This window comes from Priestia endophytica DSM 13796 (assembly GCF_900115845.1).
Classification (GTDB): Bacteria; Bacillota; Bacilli; order Bacillales; family Bacillaceae_H; genus Bacillus_I; species Bacillus_I endophytica.
Genome location: NZ_FOXX01000015.1, coordinates 36,309 through 53,908, shown reverse-complemented (window position 1 = coordinate 53,908; position 17,600 = coordinate 36,309). Strand labels below are relative to the sequence as shown.

Sequence of the window (17,600 nt, the reverse complement as noted above, 5' to 3'; positions counted from 1 at the left end):
AGGCTCAAGCTCAGCAACAAGCCCAAGCTCAGCAACAAGCCCAAGCTCAGCAAGAGGCTCAAGCTCAGCAACAACAACAGCAACAACAACAGCAACAACAGCAGCAACAACAACAGCAACAACAGCAGCAACAACAACAGCAACAACAACAGCAACAACAGCAACAACAACAACAACAAGCAACTGCATCTAAAACAATTACAGCTACAGCTACAGCTTATACAGCTGACTGTTCTGGATGTTCAGGTGTAACAGCAACAGGAATTGATCTAAAAAGCAATCCTAATCAAAAAGTAATTGCTGTTGACCCAAGCATTATTCCATTAGGGTCTAGAGTATGGGTTCAAGGCTATGGTGAAGCAATCGCTGGAGATACAGGTGGCGCTATTAAAGGTAACCGTATTGATCTCTTTATGGCTGATCAACATCAAGCTAAAAACTGGGGTTCAAGAACTGTTCAAGTTAAAGTTTTAAACTAATAGAATAATAGAAAAAGAGAATATGAATATCATATTCTCTTTTTCATGTTTTATTTCCTTTGCATTCCAAAAATTCTCTTGAAAAATCCTTCTTTCCGGTTATCCTCTTGCACGGTTTTTATTACACCCTTTTTTTTGGCTGCTTTTAGCCACAAAGGAAACTCGTTTAATAATTGATCATAAAGTTCACGGTCTGAGGTGCTTTCAATATCTTCAATGTGTATGAAATTTGCATTATCTACAATGCGATCCTCTAGCTCATCTAGTTTTTTTAAGAAGTCAAAGTTTCCATTACCAATACCAACAAATTGCCAAAAAATTGGCTTTACTGCGCTTTTTTCAATAAGAGATTTAATATTTTTCTTACACCCTCCATCATTAATAAAGACAAGGAAAGTTGGATAATCACTTTTTTCCTCTTCTATGTATTTTTTAATAACATCTTCCATAACAGGTAATTCATTGTTTCGGCCAAATTTATGAATGAGGTCGTCTTCTAAAATCACTCGATTTACGTAATCTTCAAAGTCTAGTTCAGTAACAGACTTGAGTCTTGAGAATTCGTTATCATACACCCATACATCTAAAACCCCATCATCATCAAACTCGTGTGCTACAGCTAAGATACGTTCTACAACTTTCTGCACTGTTCCATTTTTATAAAGTGCTCTCATTGATCCTGTAATGTCTAATACAAGACCTACACGAGCTTTGACGCCTCTTATATTCTTTTTCTCTAAAACTTGTTTTACATTTTCTTTCTATAAATCAATTGTTACCATTTATACTCCCCTCTCCCTTTCCTTTTTTTTCATTATATCAAAACTTTATTTTTATTCATGTAAAAAAGCTGTTCTCCTAGGAGAACAGCTTTTGATAGATAGCTTATTTACTTAAAGCACTTTTTCTTGAGCCTTTTACAAAGATAGACATTAATAATGCTACGAAAGCAAGAACTGCGGTAACAAGGAATGCCATGTTGACCCCATGAATTTGAGCCATCATCTGATCAGCTGTCTCCGCATTTTTACTTGCACTACTCATCACTGTAATTAAGACAGCTGTTCCAATTGCTCCTGCAACTTGACGCATTGTGTTATTCATAGCTGTACCATGCGTGATAAGCTCTCTTGGCAGCTGATTTAAGCCAGCCGTTGTTAGAGGCATCATAACCATTGCCATCCCAAGCATTCTGACTGCATACATAATTGTAATAAGTGTAATTGATGTATGATCATCTAATATTACAAATGGGAGTGTACCAATCGTTAGAAGCGCTGTTCCCACAAGAGACAATCCTCTCGCTCCTACTTTATCAAAGATTCGTCCTGTAATTGGTGACATAATTCCCATTAGAATAGCTCCCGGGAGAAGGATAAGCCCTGATCTTAAAGCACTATAGTGCAGCATTCCTTGGATGTAAAGCGGTAAAATTGTTGCGCCACCAATCATCGCTGTGAAAACGATCATTGCAATAATTGTTGTAAGCGTGAAAATCGGATTTTTGAACACTCTAAATTCTAAAATTGGTTCTTTTAATTTAAACTGACGAACAATAAATAAAACAAGTGTTACGATTCCAACAATGAGCGGGGCTAAAACAGATAAACTTCCCCATCCATTTGATCCTGCATTACTAAATCCAAACAGCAAGCCTCCGAAACCAAGCGTAGATAAAATAATGGACAGAACATCAAGCGTTGGATTTTTACGCTCTGTCACATTTTTAAGCGCAAAGTACGCGAAAATAATATCTATAATTGCAATTGGGAAAATGAGATAAAATAAATAGCGCCATGAGTAGCTATCAACAATCCATCCAGATAGTGTTGGTCCAATAGCTGGCGCAAAGGCAATAACAAGTCCAACCATTCCCATTGCACTTCCGCGTTTTTCAATTGGAAACATTAAAAGTAAAATTGTTTGCATGAGTGGTAACATAATACCAGCTCCTGCGGCTTGTAATACACGTCCTACAAGCAATAAAGAAAATGTCGGGGAAATAGCAGCAACTCCCGTACCTATAGCAAATAGGCCCATTGCTGTTAAGAATAATCCTCTTGTTGAAAATTTCCCGATTAAAAATGCTGTAACAGGAATCATAATCCCGTTAACTAACATAAAAACTGTTGTTAGCCATTGTGCTTTTGTTGCATCAATTTTCAAATCAGCCATAATATGCGGCAATGCTGTTGCCAACAGCGTTTGATTCAAAATAGCGACAAAGGCGCCCGCAAGCAATACTGTCATAATCACTTTTACACTATATTCGTGATGTTTATGTGTTGAAGTTTGCTCCATGAATGTCTCCCTTTCTTTTTAAATTGTTAACATATTAGTTTTGCAAAGCTCTTTACCATTTATAAACTTTTCTATTTACTAAAATTTCATAAAGTGAAATTATGTACGTATGCGTACACTTATCCTCTTCCCGTTTCTTAACCTAATTATGCTAGGGAAAGACTTTCTATTTGTAATAGATAAATGTATGGTGCACTAATATATTCCGTCTTTTATCATAACATATATTGCTATGAATTTTATTATAATACGCTTAGAACTATGTATTTCATTTCTAAAATCTTTCTTATCATATGTGGTTAGAATCTTCCCTATGCAAGGAAGAAAACTTATATAAAAGAAGCCGGGGATTTAATTCCCCAGCTTCTTTTATTCACCCTTCAAATTTTCATAATGCTGTACAATTTCTTTCATAATAGGGCCATCTTCATTAAGTTCACTAATTTGTTCTAGTACTGCTACAATCCCTTGTTCCTTAAGCAGATTTTGCAACTTCATTGCTTCTTCATCTTCTTTTGGAGCAAAGAGTAATGCAGCTGCGATAGCCTTAGCAAGATGGGTATAAGAAAGACCCGCTTTCTTTGCTTCAACTGCAGGTCGCACTAACCGATCTTGAGGACCTAATTTACGAATTGGAGAACGTCCTACTCTTGTTACACTATCATTAAGGTATGGATTTTCAAAGCGACCAATAATCTTCTCGATGTATGCACTATGATCTTCTTTATCTAATCCATATGCTTTCACTAGATAAGCCCCTGTTTCTTGTAACGTTGCCTTCACTTCTTCATGTATAGTGCTGTCTTGTAATGTCTCATGAATCGTTTCTTTTCCTTTTAGATATCCTAGATAGGCAATGACAGCATGTCCTGTATTAACAGTAAACAGCTTTCTTTCAATGAAAGGAGCAAGCTCTGGGACAATTTTCATTCCTTCTACAGGAGGGATCTCTTCGCTTGTTTCTACAACCCACTCATAGTACGGTTCAACTAAAACATCTAAAGAACCTTGCTCTGTTTGGATAGGTACAATACGATCAACAGCTGAATTAAAGAAACTTACTTTTTGAATAACAGCTTCTTTTTCCTCATTTTCTAGTGCATTTAAAATATGCTCCTTCAGAATATCTGTTGCTGAAATTTGATTTTCACATGCAATAACATACACTTTTTCCTCATTAGACTTTACTCGCTCAGCAAGAGCTTTTGCAATAAGTGGAGCAATTCGTGGCAAGATATTTGGCCCTATTGCTGTTGTAATATATGTTGCTTCTTTAATTTCTTCTATAACTTCCTGTTCTTGCTGAAGATTATTTAAACCTGAAACATTCTCTACTGTGATAACTTCCTGCGGTTGTGCAGCCGTTTTTACTTGATAACTTTTATCCCTATTAAGTTGTTCAATAATTTGCTCGGCAATATCAACAAACGTAACATGGTATCCTGATTGAGCAAATAAAGCACCTATAAATCCTCTTCCAATATTTCCTGCACCAAAGTGAACTGCCTTTTTCATCTTTATCATTCCTTTATTAAATTATTTTGGAGATATTCATAAAATGTTTCTTCTAACTTTTGACGAATAATGTTTTCATTCGATGAAGAAAAAATCATCATTGCTTCTTTATCCTCAATAAGTGTTGTGCTAATAAGACTTAAGATTTCTTGCTGACGCGTACTTAAATTCTCTGGAGCTAACATGAATAACATGTTCCATACCTCCATGTCTTTACCATCCATCCCTTTAACAGTACATGCCTCTTCAAGATGAGCAATTTGAAAGCTTAGAGTAGCAATAGAAGAATGTTTAGTATGGAAAAGAGCCATTCCTGTTTCAGGAATACCAAGCCCACCTTTTTCTTCTCTCTCTTTTAGCTTTTTTACAACTTCATTCTTCTGAGATAGCAGGCCTTTATCTTCTTGCTGTTGAACAACCTTTTTTATAATTTCCTTATGATTAGAGAAGGGTGATTTAAAATGGAGTACTGTAAAATGATTAAGAATAGCTTCCATACTCCTATAAACATCTTCTAACTCTTTTAATACGTTACGAAAAGGTTTTTTCAAACGAGATGAAAAGTTTGCTTCATCATAATGAATAGTGGCATAGCTTTTATTTTTGGTTAAGTCCCCGATATGATTTTGCAAAAACTGATGAATTGATGAAACATCATCATCATTTAGAAGAGGGGTGACTAAAATATAATCAAGATTTGTGAACGGAAGTCGCACAGTTGAAATAATCACATCATACTGAGATAAATCTCGATTCTGAATCTCCATTAAAGATGAGATTTCAACAGACTGAATTTCAATGACTTCTTTCTTCACTCGACTTGCAAGCATCTTAGATGTACCTATCCCTGTTGGGCAAACAATTAAAGCTTTCAAAGCTATTGCTTCTTCACGCAGAACAAGTGCTGAGCCAAAATGGAGAACTAAGTACGCTACTTCGTCATCAGGAAATGATACTTCTTTAAAATGTTTTTCAAGGCTATTCCTTACAGCCATAAATAAAACGGGATATTTCCTGCGAATATCTTCTGTAAGAGGATTAAACAAAGCCATCTTTTGTTGAATTCTGAATAGTGATGGTTCCATATGAGCAAGCAAACCTTGAAAAAGTGAAAAATCATCTTCAAGATTTACATGAAGCTGATCCGAAACCTCTTCAATCATTTTTTTAATTAAGCTACTAAGGATAATACTGTCATTGTAAATATAATAGCCTTCTTGAAGTTTGGAGCCTTTAAAAATAATAGTTAAAAAGCAAAGATCCTTTTCAGTTAATGCTTCTTGATGATTATGAATGAAATCTGAGCAAATCTCCTCAATCAGTTTATATTCATGTGAAAATCGGATTGAATTGTCATATTCCTCTTCTAATAAAAAACCGTCACTTGTCCTTTGTATCGCAATACAAATATGAACGATTAGTCCAATATAATCACTATCTGCAAGTTTTGAAATGCTAAGCTGCATTGTTCTATTAACAGCTTCTTTTATTTTAATCAGATGTGGAACCTTAAGGTAGTGCAATACTTCTTTTTTATCATTTCCAAGGTTCTCAGTATGAAATAAATCTTGAATCAATTCTTCAGCAAAGTATATAAGCAAATAAGCGGCTAACATTTTACGCTTACTTTCTTCACTTCCATGGAGACTAACTCCTACACCTCGTTTTCTTAACAATGTAACTTTAAAATCTTTAAGCCATTCTGCTAATTCATCTAGATAAGAAGATAAAGTTGTCGTACTTACCCCTAGCTCTCGCGAAAGCACTTGAAGCTTAAGAGATTCTTCACCTCTTATTAAAGATAAAAGCAAAATTAACTTGCGCTGTTGTGGTGATTGATCAACAGGTTCAATGTGCATTAACGCTTGAACTAATTTAAAAACACGTTCATTCTTTCCAATAATCATTAGCCCATTATCGCTTGTTCGTTCAAGTGTTAAATCAAAGTTTTTCAGAACTCTCTCAATAGCTCTCAAATCTCTATGAACTGTTCTTACACTAACATTTAGAAATGTTGCAATTGAAAATGGCGTATGTTTACCTGATGTTTTAATAATCAGCTCAATAATTTCCTTTTCTCTTGAGGTTATAAACAAAATATCAGCTCATTTCTTATAACGTGAAATGTAGTACAGAAATGCATAAATAGAAAGGCACCTAGATGCCTTTCTATTTTATACATTAGCTTGAAGTCCCTTCACCGTTTAAAAGCTCCATTAGTTCTTCAGCTGTTTCAGCTTTTACCATTTTCTCGATGTTTGCCATATCAGAGCAAGTAATTGCTATCCCTGATAAAATTTCAAGGTGAGTTCCATCTTTCCCAGCAATACCAAAGATTAAGCGAACCTTTTCGCCATCAAAGTCCACTCCTTGTGGAACTTGAAGAACGGTGAAACCAGATTTTAATACTGCTTTCTTCGCTTCCTCTGTACCATGTGGAATAGCAACATCATTACCCATAAAAGTAGATGTCATATTGTCACGCTCAATCATAGCTTCAATGTAACTTTCTTCAACATATCCGCTATCAACTAAAACACGTCCTGCAAATCGAATAGCCTCTTCCTTATTAGCAAATTCCTGATTCAAGAACACATTTTCTTTTCTTAATAAGCTATCATCCTGCTCAACTGGAGCAGCTTCTTTTTCTACTTCTTCCACTAACTCTTCAGTTGGTGTATCATGATCATTTTTCAACTTATCAATGAGCTTATCATATTCTGGACTTGATAAGAAATTATCAACAGAGATGTGATAAGCATCTGGTAGTTTATTTTGAGCACGCGGTGTTAGTTCTTCTTGTGTAATAACAATTTGGGCATCATTCGGTAGATTGCTAATAGCTGTGTTTGTAACTGAAATAGACAATCCTGCTTCTTTTACTTTCTTGCGAAGTAGTGAAGCACCCATTGCGCTAGAACCCATACCAGCATCACATGCGAAAACAATCTTTTGAACGTTGTTTGGCATAGCTCCTTGGTTGGTTGTAAGGGTATTTGCTACAGAGCTCTTTTTCCCTTTCATCTCCTGCATTTTTTTAGATGCTTCTTCAATGTCTTCTGCTTTCTCTTTTCCAGTTTTTAAAATTAGTGATGCAACTGCAAATGAAACGATAGTAGCAACAAGGACACCTGCAATGTTTGCCATATAGGCGCCACCTGGTGTTGCTGCAAGAATTGCTAAAATGCTTCCTGGAGATGCAATAGCTTGTAACCCTCCACCAAGTAATACAAAGGTGAATACTCCACTCATGCCTCCTAAAATAGCTGCAACGATTAATAATGGACGCATTAAGATGTAAGGAAAATAGATTTCATGAATCCCACCAAAGAAATGAATAATAGCTGCCCCTGGTGCAGATTGTTTTGCTAATCCTCTGCTAAAGAATGCATAAGCAAGGAGAATTCCTAAACCAGGCCCTGGATTTGCTTCGAGAAGCAGTAGAATAGACTGGCCATCTGTACGAATTTGCTCAGCTCCAATTGGAGAGAGAATTCCATGGTTAATTGCATTATTCAAGAACAATACTTTTGCAGGTTCAATAAGAATACTTGTTAATGGTAAAAGACCGTGAGCAACCATCCAGTCTACACCAGCCATTAACCAGCCTGTAAAAGTATCAACAGCAGGTCCAACTCCTAGAAATGCTAAGATAGCTAAGATACCACCAAGAATCCCCGCTGAAAAGTTATTAACAAGCATTTCAAAACCAGTTTTAACTTTCCCTTCAATTGCACGGTCAAACTTTTTAATAACATAACCGCCAAGCGGTCCCATAATCATAGCACCGAGAAACATTGGGATACCAGAACCAACAATAACCCCCATTGTTGCAATAGCTCCCACAACTCCTCCACGCTGCTCGTGAACAAGCTTACCTCCTGTGTATCCAATTAATAAAGGAAGTAAATACGTGACCATTGGATCAACTAACTTGGCAAGGCTTTCATTCGGAAAGAAACCCTTTTCAATAAATAGTGCTGTAATAAGCCCCCAAGCAATAAATGCACCAATATTCGGCATTACCATTGAGCTTAGAAAGTTACCGAACTTCTGTACAGCAACTTTTATATTTGATTGAGCCATGTGCTCTCTTCCTTTCTTTGTGTATTAAGACTTATAATAACTACAGCTATAATGTTAGGATATGAATCGCTTTCATTCAACAAAGAAGAAAACTAACTTTGTCGCAGAGAAGAAGACAAAGCTTTTGTAATGGCTCTCAACTACATAATCTTCTTCAAATTCTATCTTTTAGGAGGAAAATTATGTTTAAATTAACAAAGTTAGATTTCTTAAAAATAATTCCCTTTTTAAATAAGAATCCTCTCTCACCAACATTTGCTTATGCTGTTGCACACGGTGTCATAGAAGGAGACATTTTTGTTAGTAGTTGTTCCACAATTGATATGTTCTTACTCAAAACTCGTTCAGGGCTTTATTTTGCGGATGGGGATTTAAATCATTCACTTTTTTGTTCGTGGTTTAAAGATTATCTCTCTCAAAAAGCCAAGGATAAAGTAAATCGGCTTACTTTCTTTTCTCCCAACAAAATTTCAGATCAAAAAATACGCGATACAATCGGAGGTCATTGTAAAGAAATACAGCGATGCTCTTTTGACTTTGACCCTTGTGCGTATAGTTTGGATTTTCCTTTTTGCCCTTCCTCTTCTTCCATTAAAGAAATAAATTACTACTACATCAGAGAGCACAAGGAGTTCCATGAAGCCTACTATAAGGAGTATTGGGGATCTGTTCATAACTTCTTGCATAACGGTTTTGGATATTGTGTAGTTGATCATCATCAAAATATTTTAAGCACTTGTACGACTATTTTTCGTGGAGGAAAATTTGCTGAAATAGATATTTCAACATCTCCGCAACATCAAGGAAAAGGGCTAGCAACTAAAGTGGCTCATTCCTTCATTAAGCACTGTTTAAAACAGAAACTCACGCCTCGTTGGGATTGTGATCTTAACAATGAAAACTCTAACCACCTCGCTAAAAAGCTTGGGTTTCACACGCCTAAAACTTATACGGTTTTTGCGAGAAAATAAAAACATGCTCAAATGTTTGAGCATGTTTCTATTTCTATGCTTGAACTTCAAACGGTAGTTTCTCCCCTTGTATTCCAGCAACTAAATTTTCTGCAGCCATCATAGCCATTTTCTTGCGAGTTGCAATACTCGCACTGCCAATGTGAGGCACTGCTGTTACATTAGGAAGAGAAAGAAGCGGATGAGAAGCAGAAATAGGCTCCTCTTCAAATACGTCGAGGCCAGCAGCCCAAATTCCCCCTTCTTTTAATGCCTTATACAAGGCTTGTTCATCTACGTTCGTTCCACGCGAAACATTAATAAACACAGCACTTTTTTTCATTAACTGAAACTGCTCTGTACCTATCATATGTCTTGTTTCTTCAGAGCCTGGAGCTAGCAATACAATGAAGTCGGACGTTTGAAGAAGATCTGTAAGCTCGCAGTATGTAATACCTATTTCCTCTTCAATATGAGGCTTTTGATTTCGGTTATAATACACAACATCCATATTAAATCCAAGAGCTCGACGGGCAACACCTTCACCAATTCTTCCCATACCAATGATACCAAGTCTCGCTCCATAAATGTCTTGTCCTGTTAACAGCATCGGTCCCCAGCTTTTCCACTTTTCTTCTTTTATATAGTCTGCTCCCTCAACAATGCGCCGACCTGCTGCCATAAGTAATGTAAAGGCTAAGTCTGCGGTTGTTTCATTCAAAACAGAAGGCGTATGACCAACAGCAATTCCTCGTTCTCTAGCATATTCCATATCAATGTTATCAAAACCAACAGCCATTGTGCTTATCACTTTCAAATGCGGCGCACTTTCTAAAAGCTCGCGATCAATCTTATCTCCTACATTTGTATAAAGAGCATGAGCATTACAGACTTCTTCTTTTAATCGTTCGTAAGGCATTGCTATTTCTTCTTCAGGCCATATATATAATTCTCCATACTTTTTCATAATGTCTAACGATTCATCAGGAATTTTTCGTGTGACAACAATTTTATATTCCCCCATATTTTCTCCTCCCCTATTCCCATTATTGTTTCTTCTTTTACTATACAGTGCCCTTTAAAAGTGATTCAACAAAATAGCGTCTTGAACCTTCCCTTACGTCACCCTTTACACTCAATAATAAAAGAGAAGAAAGGATGAAAAACAATGAACGTAAGAAGAAAAGAAAAAGTCATGGTACAATTAATGCTTGGAACTTCCCTTATTTTAGGGTTTATTCCACCACTTATTATGTTTCTTGCCTCTAGAAAAAAGAAGGCTTTTTATAGAGAAACAAGTCGTAAAGCTTTAAACTTCCACCTAACTATTTTCCCATTATTTTTAGTTAGCTATATTCTTCCCTCTTCATTTAAGTCATTTTCATATATCATTCTCATAATTGAATCATTTTTTATTTTAAATGCCATGATTTCCATATTAATTCATAAACCTTACAAGTATTGGGCTCTTCCATATTTAAAGTAAAGAAGGTGATAAAGATGTTAACAATTGGGGAACTTGCAGCTAAAACAGAGGTAACTATTCGAACATTACGCTACTATGATAAGATTGGTCTTCTTAATCCACGCCATTATAAGGAAGGCGGACATCGGCTCTATCAAAAAGAAGATGTCATGCGTTTACAGCAGATTCAATCTTTAAAATTAATAGGCTTTTCCTTAAAAGAAATTAAAAGTCTATTAGATAAGAGCTCTGTTGAACAAGAAACCTTGCATATAGCAATTGATTCTAAACTAGCTCACCTTAAAGAGGAACGAAATTCAATTGAGAAAACAATTTCTGCCTTGTATCATATTAAAACAGTAACATCCAATCATCAGAATATTGATCTTCGCTTATTTTGTTTTGTTCTATATTCTTTACTTTGGAATGAAAGAGAGAAACATAGTCAGAGTGAGCTTTTCATCCAAAGCTTTACAGAAGAAGAAAGAAAAAAGCTTGATCAGCAGTACTTTACTCTTTATACAGAACTAAAATACCTAGCAGCAAAAGATCTTTCTCCTTCTTCCTCACAAGCCAGACAGCTGTATTCTAATATACAAGACCTTATAAGTAGAACAATTATAGAAGATAAATTCTCTCCAACTTCTCTTGCCATTTCTAATGAAATTTTTAACCCTTTTACTGAAAAGGAGCTGAGATTTTTGAAGTCTTTGCCAGAACATCAAACAGACCAGTCTTAAAAGACTGGTCTTCTAAGCTTTCCTTATTAATAAATAAAGAAAATACGGTGCCCCAATTACCGCTACAACAAGGCCAACAGGGATTTCCGAAGGGGCCAAAATATTTCTTGCTAATGTATCTGAAACAAGCAGAAGTAATGCTCCTATCAAGGCTTTCACTGGTAAAAAACGCTCATGACGTGGACCTACTAATCTTCTTCCTAAATGAGGAGCTACAAGCCCAAGAAAAGCAATTCCTCCCCCAACTGAAACAGAACTTTCTCCTTGGGCAACCGCAACAATAAGCAAAGTTCTACGCTCTTTTTCAACTTTTGTACCAAGCCCTGTGGCTACTTGATCCCCTAAATTCAACACGTTTAAATAGCGTGATTTGTACAATGCGAAAGGTATGAGAAGAACAATACATGGCAAAATGGCCAATACAAATGTCCAACTTGTTCCCCAAATACTTCCTGATAGCCAAATATGAAAACCTATCAACAAATACAGAAAATTAAAAAAAGATGATATAATAGTGAAAACTTAGCGAAAAGGTCGTGATATCACACATCTATGATTTTCTACTCACCAAGATTTAGCTTTTTTTGCGTTTAATTTTCAAATGATATTGAAAGGTGCTAATTTTATGAACAATTTAAATCGCAATATGGGTACTTTTTCGCTTATCATGGTTGGGCTTGGCTCAATCATTGGTTCAGGTTGGCTTTTCGGAGCTTGGAGAGCTGCTCAAATAGCAGGCCCAGCCGCTATTTTCTCATGGATTATTGGTATGATTGTTATTGGTATGATTGCTCTTTCTTATAGTGAACTTGGTGCAATGTTTCCTGAAGCTGGGGGGATGGTCAAATATACACAATACTCACATGGCTCTTTCCTAGGATTTATCGCTGCTTGGGCAAACTGGATTGCTATTGTTTCTGTTATTCCTGTTGAAGCAGTTGCTTCAGTTCAATATATGAGTTCATGGCCTTGGGAATGGGCACAGTGGACAAGCGCTCTAGTAAAAGAAGGAACACTTACAGGTAAAGGATTACTTGTTGCAACAGCCCTTTTACTTGTGTACTTCTTCCTAAACTATTGGACAGTTGGTTTGTTCTCTAAAGCAAACTCAATTATTACCATTTTTAAAATTGTAATCCCAGGGCTAACAATTGGTGCTCTGTTGTTTGTTGGATTTAATAGTGGAAATTTCACAGCGGGAGACAGCATTGCACCTAGTGGATGGGCTAGTGTTCTAACGGCTGTTGCGACATCTGGAATTGTATTTGCTTTTAATGGTTTCCAAAGCCCTATTAATATGGCTGGCGAAGCTAAAAATCCAGGTAAATCTATTCCGATTGCTGTTATTAGCTCTATCTTAATTGCTACTGTAATTTATGTACTTCTTCAAGTAGCCTTTATCGGCGCTGTTGATCCTTCAGCAATTGTAAACGGATGGAGTCACTTGAACTTCAATTCACCGTTCGCCGATTTAGCAATTGCGCTGGGAATTAACTGGCTTGTTATTGTACTATATGCTGACGCTTTTGTGTCTCCTTCAGGTACAGGAATTACGTATACGGCGACAACAGCTCGTATGCTTTATGGAATGGAAAAGAACAAATACTTGCCAAGCTTCATTGGTAGATTACATCCCCTTTATGGAATTCCTCGTCAAGCGATGTTTGTGAACTTAGGCATATCTTTAATTTTCTTATTCTTATTCAGAGGATGGGGAGTGTTAGCTGAAATTATCTCAGTTGCAACCCTTATTTCATATCTGACAGGTCCAATTACTGTTATGACGTTGCGAAAAATCGGTAAAGATTTATACCGTCCCTTGCGTTTAAAAGGATTAAGCATTATTGCACCACTTGGTTTCATTTTTGCTTCCTTAACTCTTTATTGGGCACGTTGGCCGTTAACAGGACAAGTTTTGTTTATTATCTTAATCGGCTTTCCAATTTATTTTTATTATCAAGCCAAAAATAACTGGAAAGACTTTAAGAAGAATTTCAAAGCTGGAGCTTGGATGGTTGTTTATCTTCTCTCAATGGTAGTCATCTCTTGGCTGGGAAGCGAGAAGTTTGGTGGACTAAATGTTATTAAGTACGGATGGGACATGCTTCTAATTACTGTACTTTCTCTTTTCTTCTACGCTTGGGCACTTAAGAGCGGAATTGAAAGTGAATCTTTAGATGAAGGGCGCAAAGTGAATGACGCCTTACGTGCAGCTCAAAAAGAGCGTGTGAATGAAAAATAAATAGATAGTTCATCTTATTGATTATTATACTATTGAACTGTCAGGAGATTCGTTTTCTTCTTACCTTCTTTTCTCTAAGGGAGAAAAGAAGGTTTTTTATTAGGTTAATATTATTCTTCTCCTCTATATTTGTTATCACCAGAAAGACTTTTAATATGCTTCCAAGCTAAGATAGCGTCTTCTCTTCCCCTACCCTTATTTTTTGGATCGGCAAAATAGTCTCTAATAAACTGATTGTACTGAAACTGAGATCCAATCTTTGGTCGATAAGTTGGCTCTTTTTTACGCTTCTCCTCTTCCAACCAAGCTTCTATTACATCTTGATATGTCTTTCCTACATTATTTTTAAAGTAATTTTGTATGTAAGTAGAAAAGTGGAAGTTCGAAATGTGAAGCTTAAAAAATGCCCTCACTTTCTGACTACACCTATGATGTTCAGTAATGACCGTTTCAAGATATAACTCTTCATCTAATGAATGTATTGTTCTTCTCTTTCTTGGCTTTATAATTCTCCCTTCCCTCAGAAATATGCCTATACGCTCTGTTATCTCGTCTTTCGATCCTGATGTACTTAATCCATTATCACGGCAAAATGACTGTAGTTCTTTTTTAAGCCAATAAAAATCTCTAAATTTATGTTCTGGTAAACCTTTTACTAAAGGTGGCCTTTCCATGCTATCTCTCCTCTCTCTCTACCATTATAGAACAAATGTTCCCTTATGTCGGTTTTAATATGGAAAATTTATCTTTTCAAATCTATAATTTGTCTTATACACTATACTTTTTTAAATGGAGGGAAAATATGAAAATCACAAAAGAGAAACAAAAACTTTGGCAGCTTCTTGGTGATCTGCCTGAGAAAAGCAAAATCTCTGTTACAACCCTTTTTGAGCGAGAGATGGAGACCTATATTGTAGAGGAACTTTTACTCTCTATAAATAGCAGAGAAGACGTTCCTGCTTATTTTGTTAAACCCAAAAACAAGACCAAGAAAAGACCAACTGTGCTGTTTAATCATTCACACGGAGGCCTGTATGACATGGGAAAGAAAGAACTCCTGAAAAGTAGTCCATATTTATATGAAGAAGCATTTGCCAAAACATTAACAGACTTAGGCTACAATGTGCTTTGCCTTGATATGTGGGGATTTGGAGAAAGAGCGGGAAAAGCTCAAACTGAGATTTTTAAGGAGATGCTTTGGAATGGTGAATTCTTATGGGGAATGATGATCTATGACAGCATAAGAGGGATTGACTACTTATTCGAACGAGAGGATGTTGATTCTACTCGCATTGCAACAATGGGTATGTCAATGGGTGGATTAATGGCATGGTGGGTTGCTGCCTTAGATGAGCGTATTTCAGTTTGTATAGATATTACAGCACAAGTTGAGGCTAGAACACTAGTAAAACAGAGACGGCTTGATTCCCATGGCTTCTACTCCTATGTTCCTGGCCTTCTTAAACATTTTGAAACAGCTGAGATTCAATCTTTCATTGCACCTCGACCACACTTAAGTCTTGTAGGAGAACATGATCTGTTAACTCCTTATGATGGACTTTCTATTATTGACGAAGAGTTAAAAAAAATTTATGAAGAGATGGGGATAGCTCACCATTGGAAAATGAGTTGTTATCCCTGTGGTCACATTGAGACAGCTGGAATGCGTGCTGAAGCTTGCGACTTTTTAAAGACGTATTTGTAACAAAACGAAAGCAGCCTTATATAAGGCTGCTTTCGTTAAGCAAAGTCTTTATAAAGAGCAATAAAGGCCTCTCTCGAACGTTCAATCTGGTCAAGAGATACACTAAAAGATAAGCGGAAATACCCTTTTACCCCGAATCCGCTGCTTGGGACAACTAAGATTTTGTATTTTTCAGCTGCATGCTGACAAAATGCTACTTCATCTTCAATTGGCGATTTGGGGAAAACGAAGAAACCACCTTTTGGCATCATAAAGTCAAAGCCTGCTTCTTGCAGAATATCTACAATTAAATCACGACGTTTCTTATATTCGCTTGCATCTACTGTTAAGTTATCCATGCTTGCAATTGCCCGCTGCATTAAGACTGGAGCATTTACAAACCCAAGTGTACGGTTGCAGTATACAAATGCAGCAGTAAGAAGGTCTACATCAGGTGTATTGTTATCTAGAACAAGATAACCTAAACGTTCACCAGCAATTCCTAAATCTTTACTGAAAGAGCTGGCTAAAATGATATTGTGATATGCTTTAAATGGATCTGCAAGCTCTTCATCATAAATAAGCTGGCTATAAGGTTCGTCAAATAAAACGTAAATGCTTTGACTGTTTTCTTTTTCACACGACTTTAAAAGCTTGCCTAGCTCATTAACATTTTCTTGTGTCAGAGCTGTTCCTGTTGGATTATGCGGGGTATTTAAAATAAGCCCTTTTGTTTTTGGAGTAATGGCTTTTTGAACAGCTTCAATATCAATCTCAAATTTCTCTGTTAATGGACAGCTAACTACCTTTCCACCGTTGTTTTCAATGTATGCTTTGTACTCAGCAAAATAAGGAGCAAGAACAATGACTTCTTCACCTTCATTTAAAATACTTCGTAAAGCAACATTTAAAGCGCCTCCTGCTCCCACGGTCATCACAACGTGCTTTGATGAGAAGCTACCAGAGAAACGTGAACTGATAAACTCAGCTACTTTTGCTCTTGCTTCTACAAGTCCTTGGTTTGGTATGTATCCGTGTCCTCCTTTTTTCACTTCTTCACGTAGCGCTTCTGTAAATGATTTTGGTGGTTCAACAACTGGATTACCTAATGAGAAATCAAAAACTTGGTCTTCCCCAAACTCTTTCTTTAAACGATTTCCCTCATCAAAAAGCTTACGAATCCATGAGGAGTTTTCTAGATTTGCCACAATTCGTTTTGATAAATCTGCCACTCTAATCTTTCCCTTCTGCTTAAAATCGTTCTTACTTAAAAATAGCTTAAATTTCCTTTTTCCACAACAGACCCTGTAACTTTTTTGTAAAGCTAGCATCCCTCTATACTTCATTACGTTGAAAGGAAATAAGCCTACTTTGTCGATTAATAGACAAACAGAATGAGTACGTTAATAAATATTAAATAAGAAAGGAGCTGTCCACTTTGTTTACCCTTATTCTAAAGTTAACCATTTCCTTTTTTGCCGTTATGAATCCATTAGGAAACATGCCTATCTTTATCTCACTTACAAACGGCTATTCTCTTGAAGAAAAGCATCGTAATGCACGAAAAGCTGCTATTATTTCTTTCATCATTCTCACTGTATTTTTACTTCTTGGAAACTTTATTTTTTCAATGTTCGGCATCACAATCCATGCATTCCGTATCGCTGGAGGCATTTTGATTTTTGGAATTGCTTACAACCTTCTTCATGCTAAAACTTCTAATGCTCAAAGCCCTCACCAAACAGAGCAAAGGGAAGCTGAAGCTAAAAATGATATCTCAGTGACCCCTCTCGCGCTGCCAATTATGGCTGGTCCAGGGACAATTGCAACTGTGATGTCACAAAATTCACATTCACTCAAACAAATAGTGAGCGTCTTTATTAGCTACACATTAATTCTAGCTGTTACATTTTTCTTATTTTATTATTCTTCATCCACCATCAAGAAACTTGGACAAAATGGCGTCAATGTGATTTCAAGACTTATGGGGATTATTTTAGCTGTAATGGCTATTCAAATGATTGCAGAAGGAATCAAAGGACTTTTTCCTTCTCTTTAAAAAATAGAAAATTTATGATCTACTTCTTGAAATTTACTTAAATTTCAAGTAAGATAAAATAAAGTTTTCCTTAGGGCAA

15 protein-coding genes and 1 pseudogene are annotated in these 17,600 nt (G+C 36.4%); 7 read left to right on the top strand and 9 right to left on the bottom strand.

Annotated features, from left to right (window positions below):
- A partial coding sequence (locus BM012_RS25970; RefSeq protein WP_208608088.1) for a 3D domain-containing protein occupies positions 1-479 on the top strand: 479 nt, incomplete at its 5' end.
- 50 nt (positions 480-529) lie between these two features.
- Here the strand turns inward: BM012_RS25970 and BM012_RS21220 are convergent.
- From BM012_RS21220 to BM012_RS21200, 5 genes are all read right to left on the bottom strand, one after another.
- Positions 530-1,204, bottom strand: a complete 675-nt coding sequence (locus tag BM012_RS21220) for a vWA domain-containing protein (RefSeq protein ID WP_235606108.1) — start codon at positions 1,202-1,204, stop codon at positions 530-532.
- A gap of 160 nt (positions 1,205-1,364) precedes the next feature.
- A complete protein-coding gene (locus BM012_RS21215) occupies positions 1,365-2,780 on the bottom strand; it encodes an MDR family MFS transporter (RefSeq protein ID WP_061802724.1) in 1,416 nt (471 codons plus the stop codon).
- Between the two features lie 369 nt (positions 2,781-3,149).
- Positions 3,150-4,295: a mannitol-1-phosphate 5-dehydrogenase gene (locus BM012_RS21210; protein ID WP_061802723.1), complete on the bottom strand. Its 1,146-nt coding sequence runs from the start codon at positions 4,293-4,295 to the stop codon at positions 3,150-3,152.
- A gap of 5 nt (positions 4,296-4,300) precedes the next feature.
- On the bottom strand, positions 4,301-6,391 hold the full coding sequence (locus BM012_RS21205) for a BglG family transcription antiterminator (protein ID WP_061802722.1): 2,091 nt from the start codon (positions 6,389-6,391) through the stop codon (positions 4,301-4,303).
- A gap of 85 nt (positions 6,392-6,476) precedes the next feature.
- Positions 6,477-8,381 (bottom strand): PTS mannitol transporter subunit IICBA, encoded by a 1,905-nt coding sequence (locus BM012_RS21200; protein WP_061802721.1) that lies wholly within the window; start codon positions 8,379-8,381, stop codon positions 6,477-6,479.
- Between the two features lie 182 nt (positions 8,382-8,563).
- Between BM012_RS21200 and BM012_RS21195 the strand changes: the two genes are divergently transcribed.
- Positions 8,564-9,352 (top strand): GNAT family N-acetyltransferase, encoded by a 789-nt coding sequence (locus tag BM012_RS21195; RefSeq protein ID WP_061802720.1) that lies wholly within the window; start codon positions 8,564-8,566, stop codon positions 9,350-9,352.
- Positions 9,353-9,386: 34 nt separating this feature from the next.
- On the opposite strand, the gene BM012_RS21190 is transcribed toward BM012_RS21195, so the two are convergent.
- Complete coding sequence (locus BM012_RS21190; protein ID WP_061802719.1) at positions 9,387-10,355, bottom strand: 2-hydroxyacid dehydrogenase; 969 nt, start codon at positions 10,353-10,355, stop codon at positions 9,387-9,389.
- 144 nt (positions 10,356-10,499) lie between these two features.
- Between BM012_RS21190 and BM012_RS21185 the strand changes: the two genes are divergently transcribed.
- Both BM012_RS21185 and BM012_RS21180 read left to right on the top strand, forming a co-directional pair.
- A complete protein-coding gene (locus tag BM012_RS21185) occupies positions 10,500-10,817 on the top strand; it encodes a magnetosome magnetite crystal formation protein family (protein ID WP_061802718.1) in 318 nt (105 codons plus the stop codon).
- 14 nt (positions 10,818-10,831) lie between these two features.
- Entirely contained in the window at positions 10,832-11,536 is a 705-nt protein-coding gene (locus BM012_RS21180; RefSeq protein WP_061802717.1) for a MerR family transcriptional regulator, read from the top strand.
- 12 nt (positions 11,537-11,548) lie between these two features.
- Here BM012_RS21180 and BM012_RS21175 read toward each other — a convergent pair.
- Positions 11,549-12,001: pseudogene (locus BM012_RS21175) on the bottom strand (FecCD family ABC transporter permease); the annotation flags it as partial.
- Positions 12,002-12,161: 160 nt separating this feature from the next.
- Here BM012_RS21175 and BM012_RS21170 point away from each other — a divergent pair.
- A complete protein-coding gene (locus tag BM012_RS21170; protein WP_061802716.1) occupies positions 12,162-13,778 on the top strand; it encodes a glutamate/serine transporter AimA in 1,617 nt (538 codons plus the stop codon).
- Positions 13,779-13,888: 110 nt separating this feature from the next.
- Here BM012_RS21170 and BM012_RS21165 read toward each other — a convergent pair whose 3' ends face one another.
- The gene (locus tag BM012_RS21165; protein WP_061802715.1) at positions 13,889-14,452 is read right to left on the bottom strand and encodes a DUF6434 domain-containing protein; all 564 of its coding nucleotides are present in this window, start codon (positions 14,450-14,452) and stop codon (positions 13,889-13,891) included.
- A 128-nt stretch (positions 14,453-14,580) separates the two neighbouring features.
- Here BM012_RS21165 and BM012_RS21160 point away from each other — a divergent pair, with 128 nt between their 5' ends.
- Entirely contained in the window at positions 14,581-15,483 is a 903-nt protein-coding gene (locus tag BM012_RS21160) for a dienelactone hydrolase family protein (RefSeq protein WP_061802714.1), read from the top strand.
- A 35-nt stretch (positions 15,484-15,518) separates the two neighbouring features.
- On the opposite strand, the gene BM012_RS21155 is transcribed toward BM012_RS21160, so the two are convergent.
- Positions 15,519-16,700, bottom strand: a complete 1,182-nt coding sequence (locus tag BM012_RS21155) for a pyridoxal phosphate-dependent aminotransferase (RefSeq protein WP_061802757.1) — start codon at positions 16,698-16,700, stop codon at positions 15,519-15,521.
- A 200-nt stretch (positions 16,701-16,900) separates the two neighbouring features.
- Here BM012_RS21155 and BM012_RS21150 point away from each other — a divergent pair, with 200 nt between their 5' ends.
- Positions 16,901-17,521 carry a MarC family protein gene (locus BM012_RS21150; RefSeq protein ID WP_061802713.1) on the top strand — a complete coding sequence of 207 codons (621 nt, stop codon included), beginning with the start codon at positions 16,901-16,903 and terminating at the stop codon, positions 17,519-17,521.
- Positions 17,522-17,600 lie beyond the last annotated feature (79 nt).

What these genes read in the sequence shown, in the direction of transcription:
- BM012_RS21180 (WP_061802717.1), top strand. Translation starts at nt 10,832, where the DNA reads ATGTTAACAATTGGGGAACTTGCAGCTAAAACAGAGGTAACTATTCGA.
- BM012_RS21210 (WP_061802723.1), bottom strand. Translation starts at nt 4,295, where the DNA reads ATGAAAAAGGCAGTTCACTTTGGTGCAGGAAATATTGGAAGAGGATTT.
- BM012_RS21190 (WP_061802719.1), bottom strand. Translation starts at nt 10,355, where the DNA reads ATGGGGGAATATAAAATTGTTGTCACACGAAAAATTCCTGATGAATCG.
- BM012_RS21215 (WP_061802724.1), bottom strand. Translation starts at nt 2,780, where the DNA reads ATGGAGCAAACTTCAACACATAAACATCACGAATATAGTGTAAAAGTG.
- BM012_RS21200 (WP_061802721.1), bottom strand. Translation starts at nt 8,381, where the DNA reads ATGGCTCAATCAAATATAAAAGTTGCTGTACAGAAGTTCGGTAACTTT.
- BM012_RS21170 (WP_061802716.1), top strand. Translation starts at nt 12,162, where the DNA reads ATGAACAATTTAAATCGCAATATGGGTACTTTTTCGCTTATCATGGTT.
- BM012_RS21185 (WP_061802718.1), top strand. Translation starts at nt 10,500, where the DNA reads ATGAACGTAAGAAGAAAAGAAAAAGTCATGGTACAATTAATGCTTGGA.
- BM012_RS21165 (WP_061802715.1), bottom strand. Translation starts at nt 14,452, where the DNA reads ATGGAAAGGCCACCTTTAGTAAAAGGTTTACCAGAACATAAATTTAGA.
- BM012_RS21195 (WP_061802720.1), top strand. Translation starts at nt 8,564, where the DNA reads ATGTTTAAATTAACAAAGTTAGATTTCTTAAAAATAATTCCCTTTTTA.
- BM012_RS21160 (WP_061802714.1), top strand. Translation starts at nt 14,581, where the DNA reads ATGAAAATCACAAAAGAGAAACAAAAACTTTGGCAGCTTCTTGGTGAT.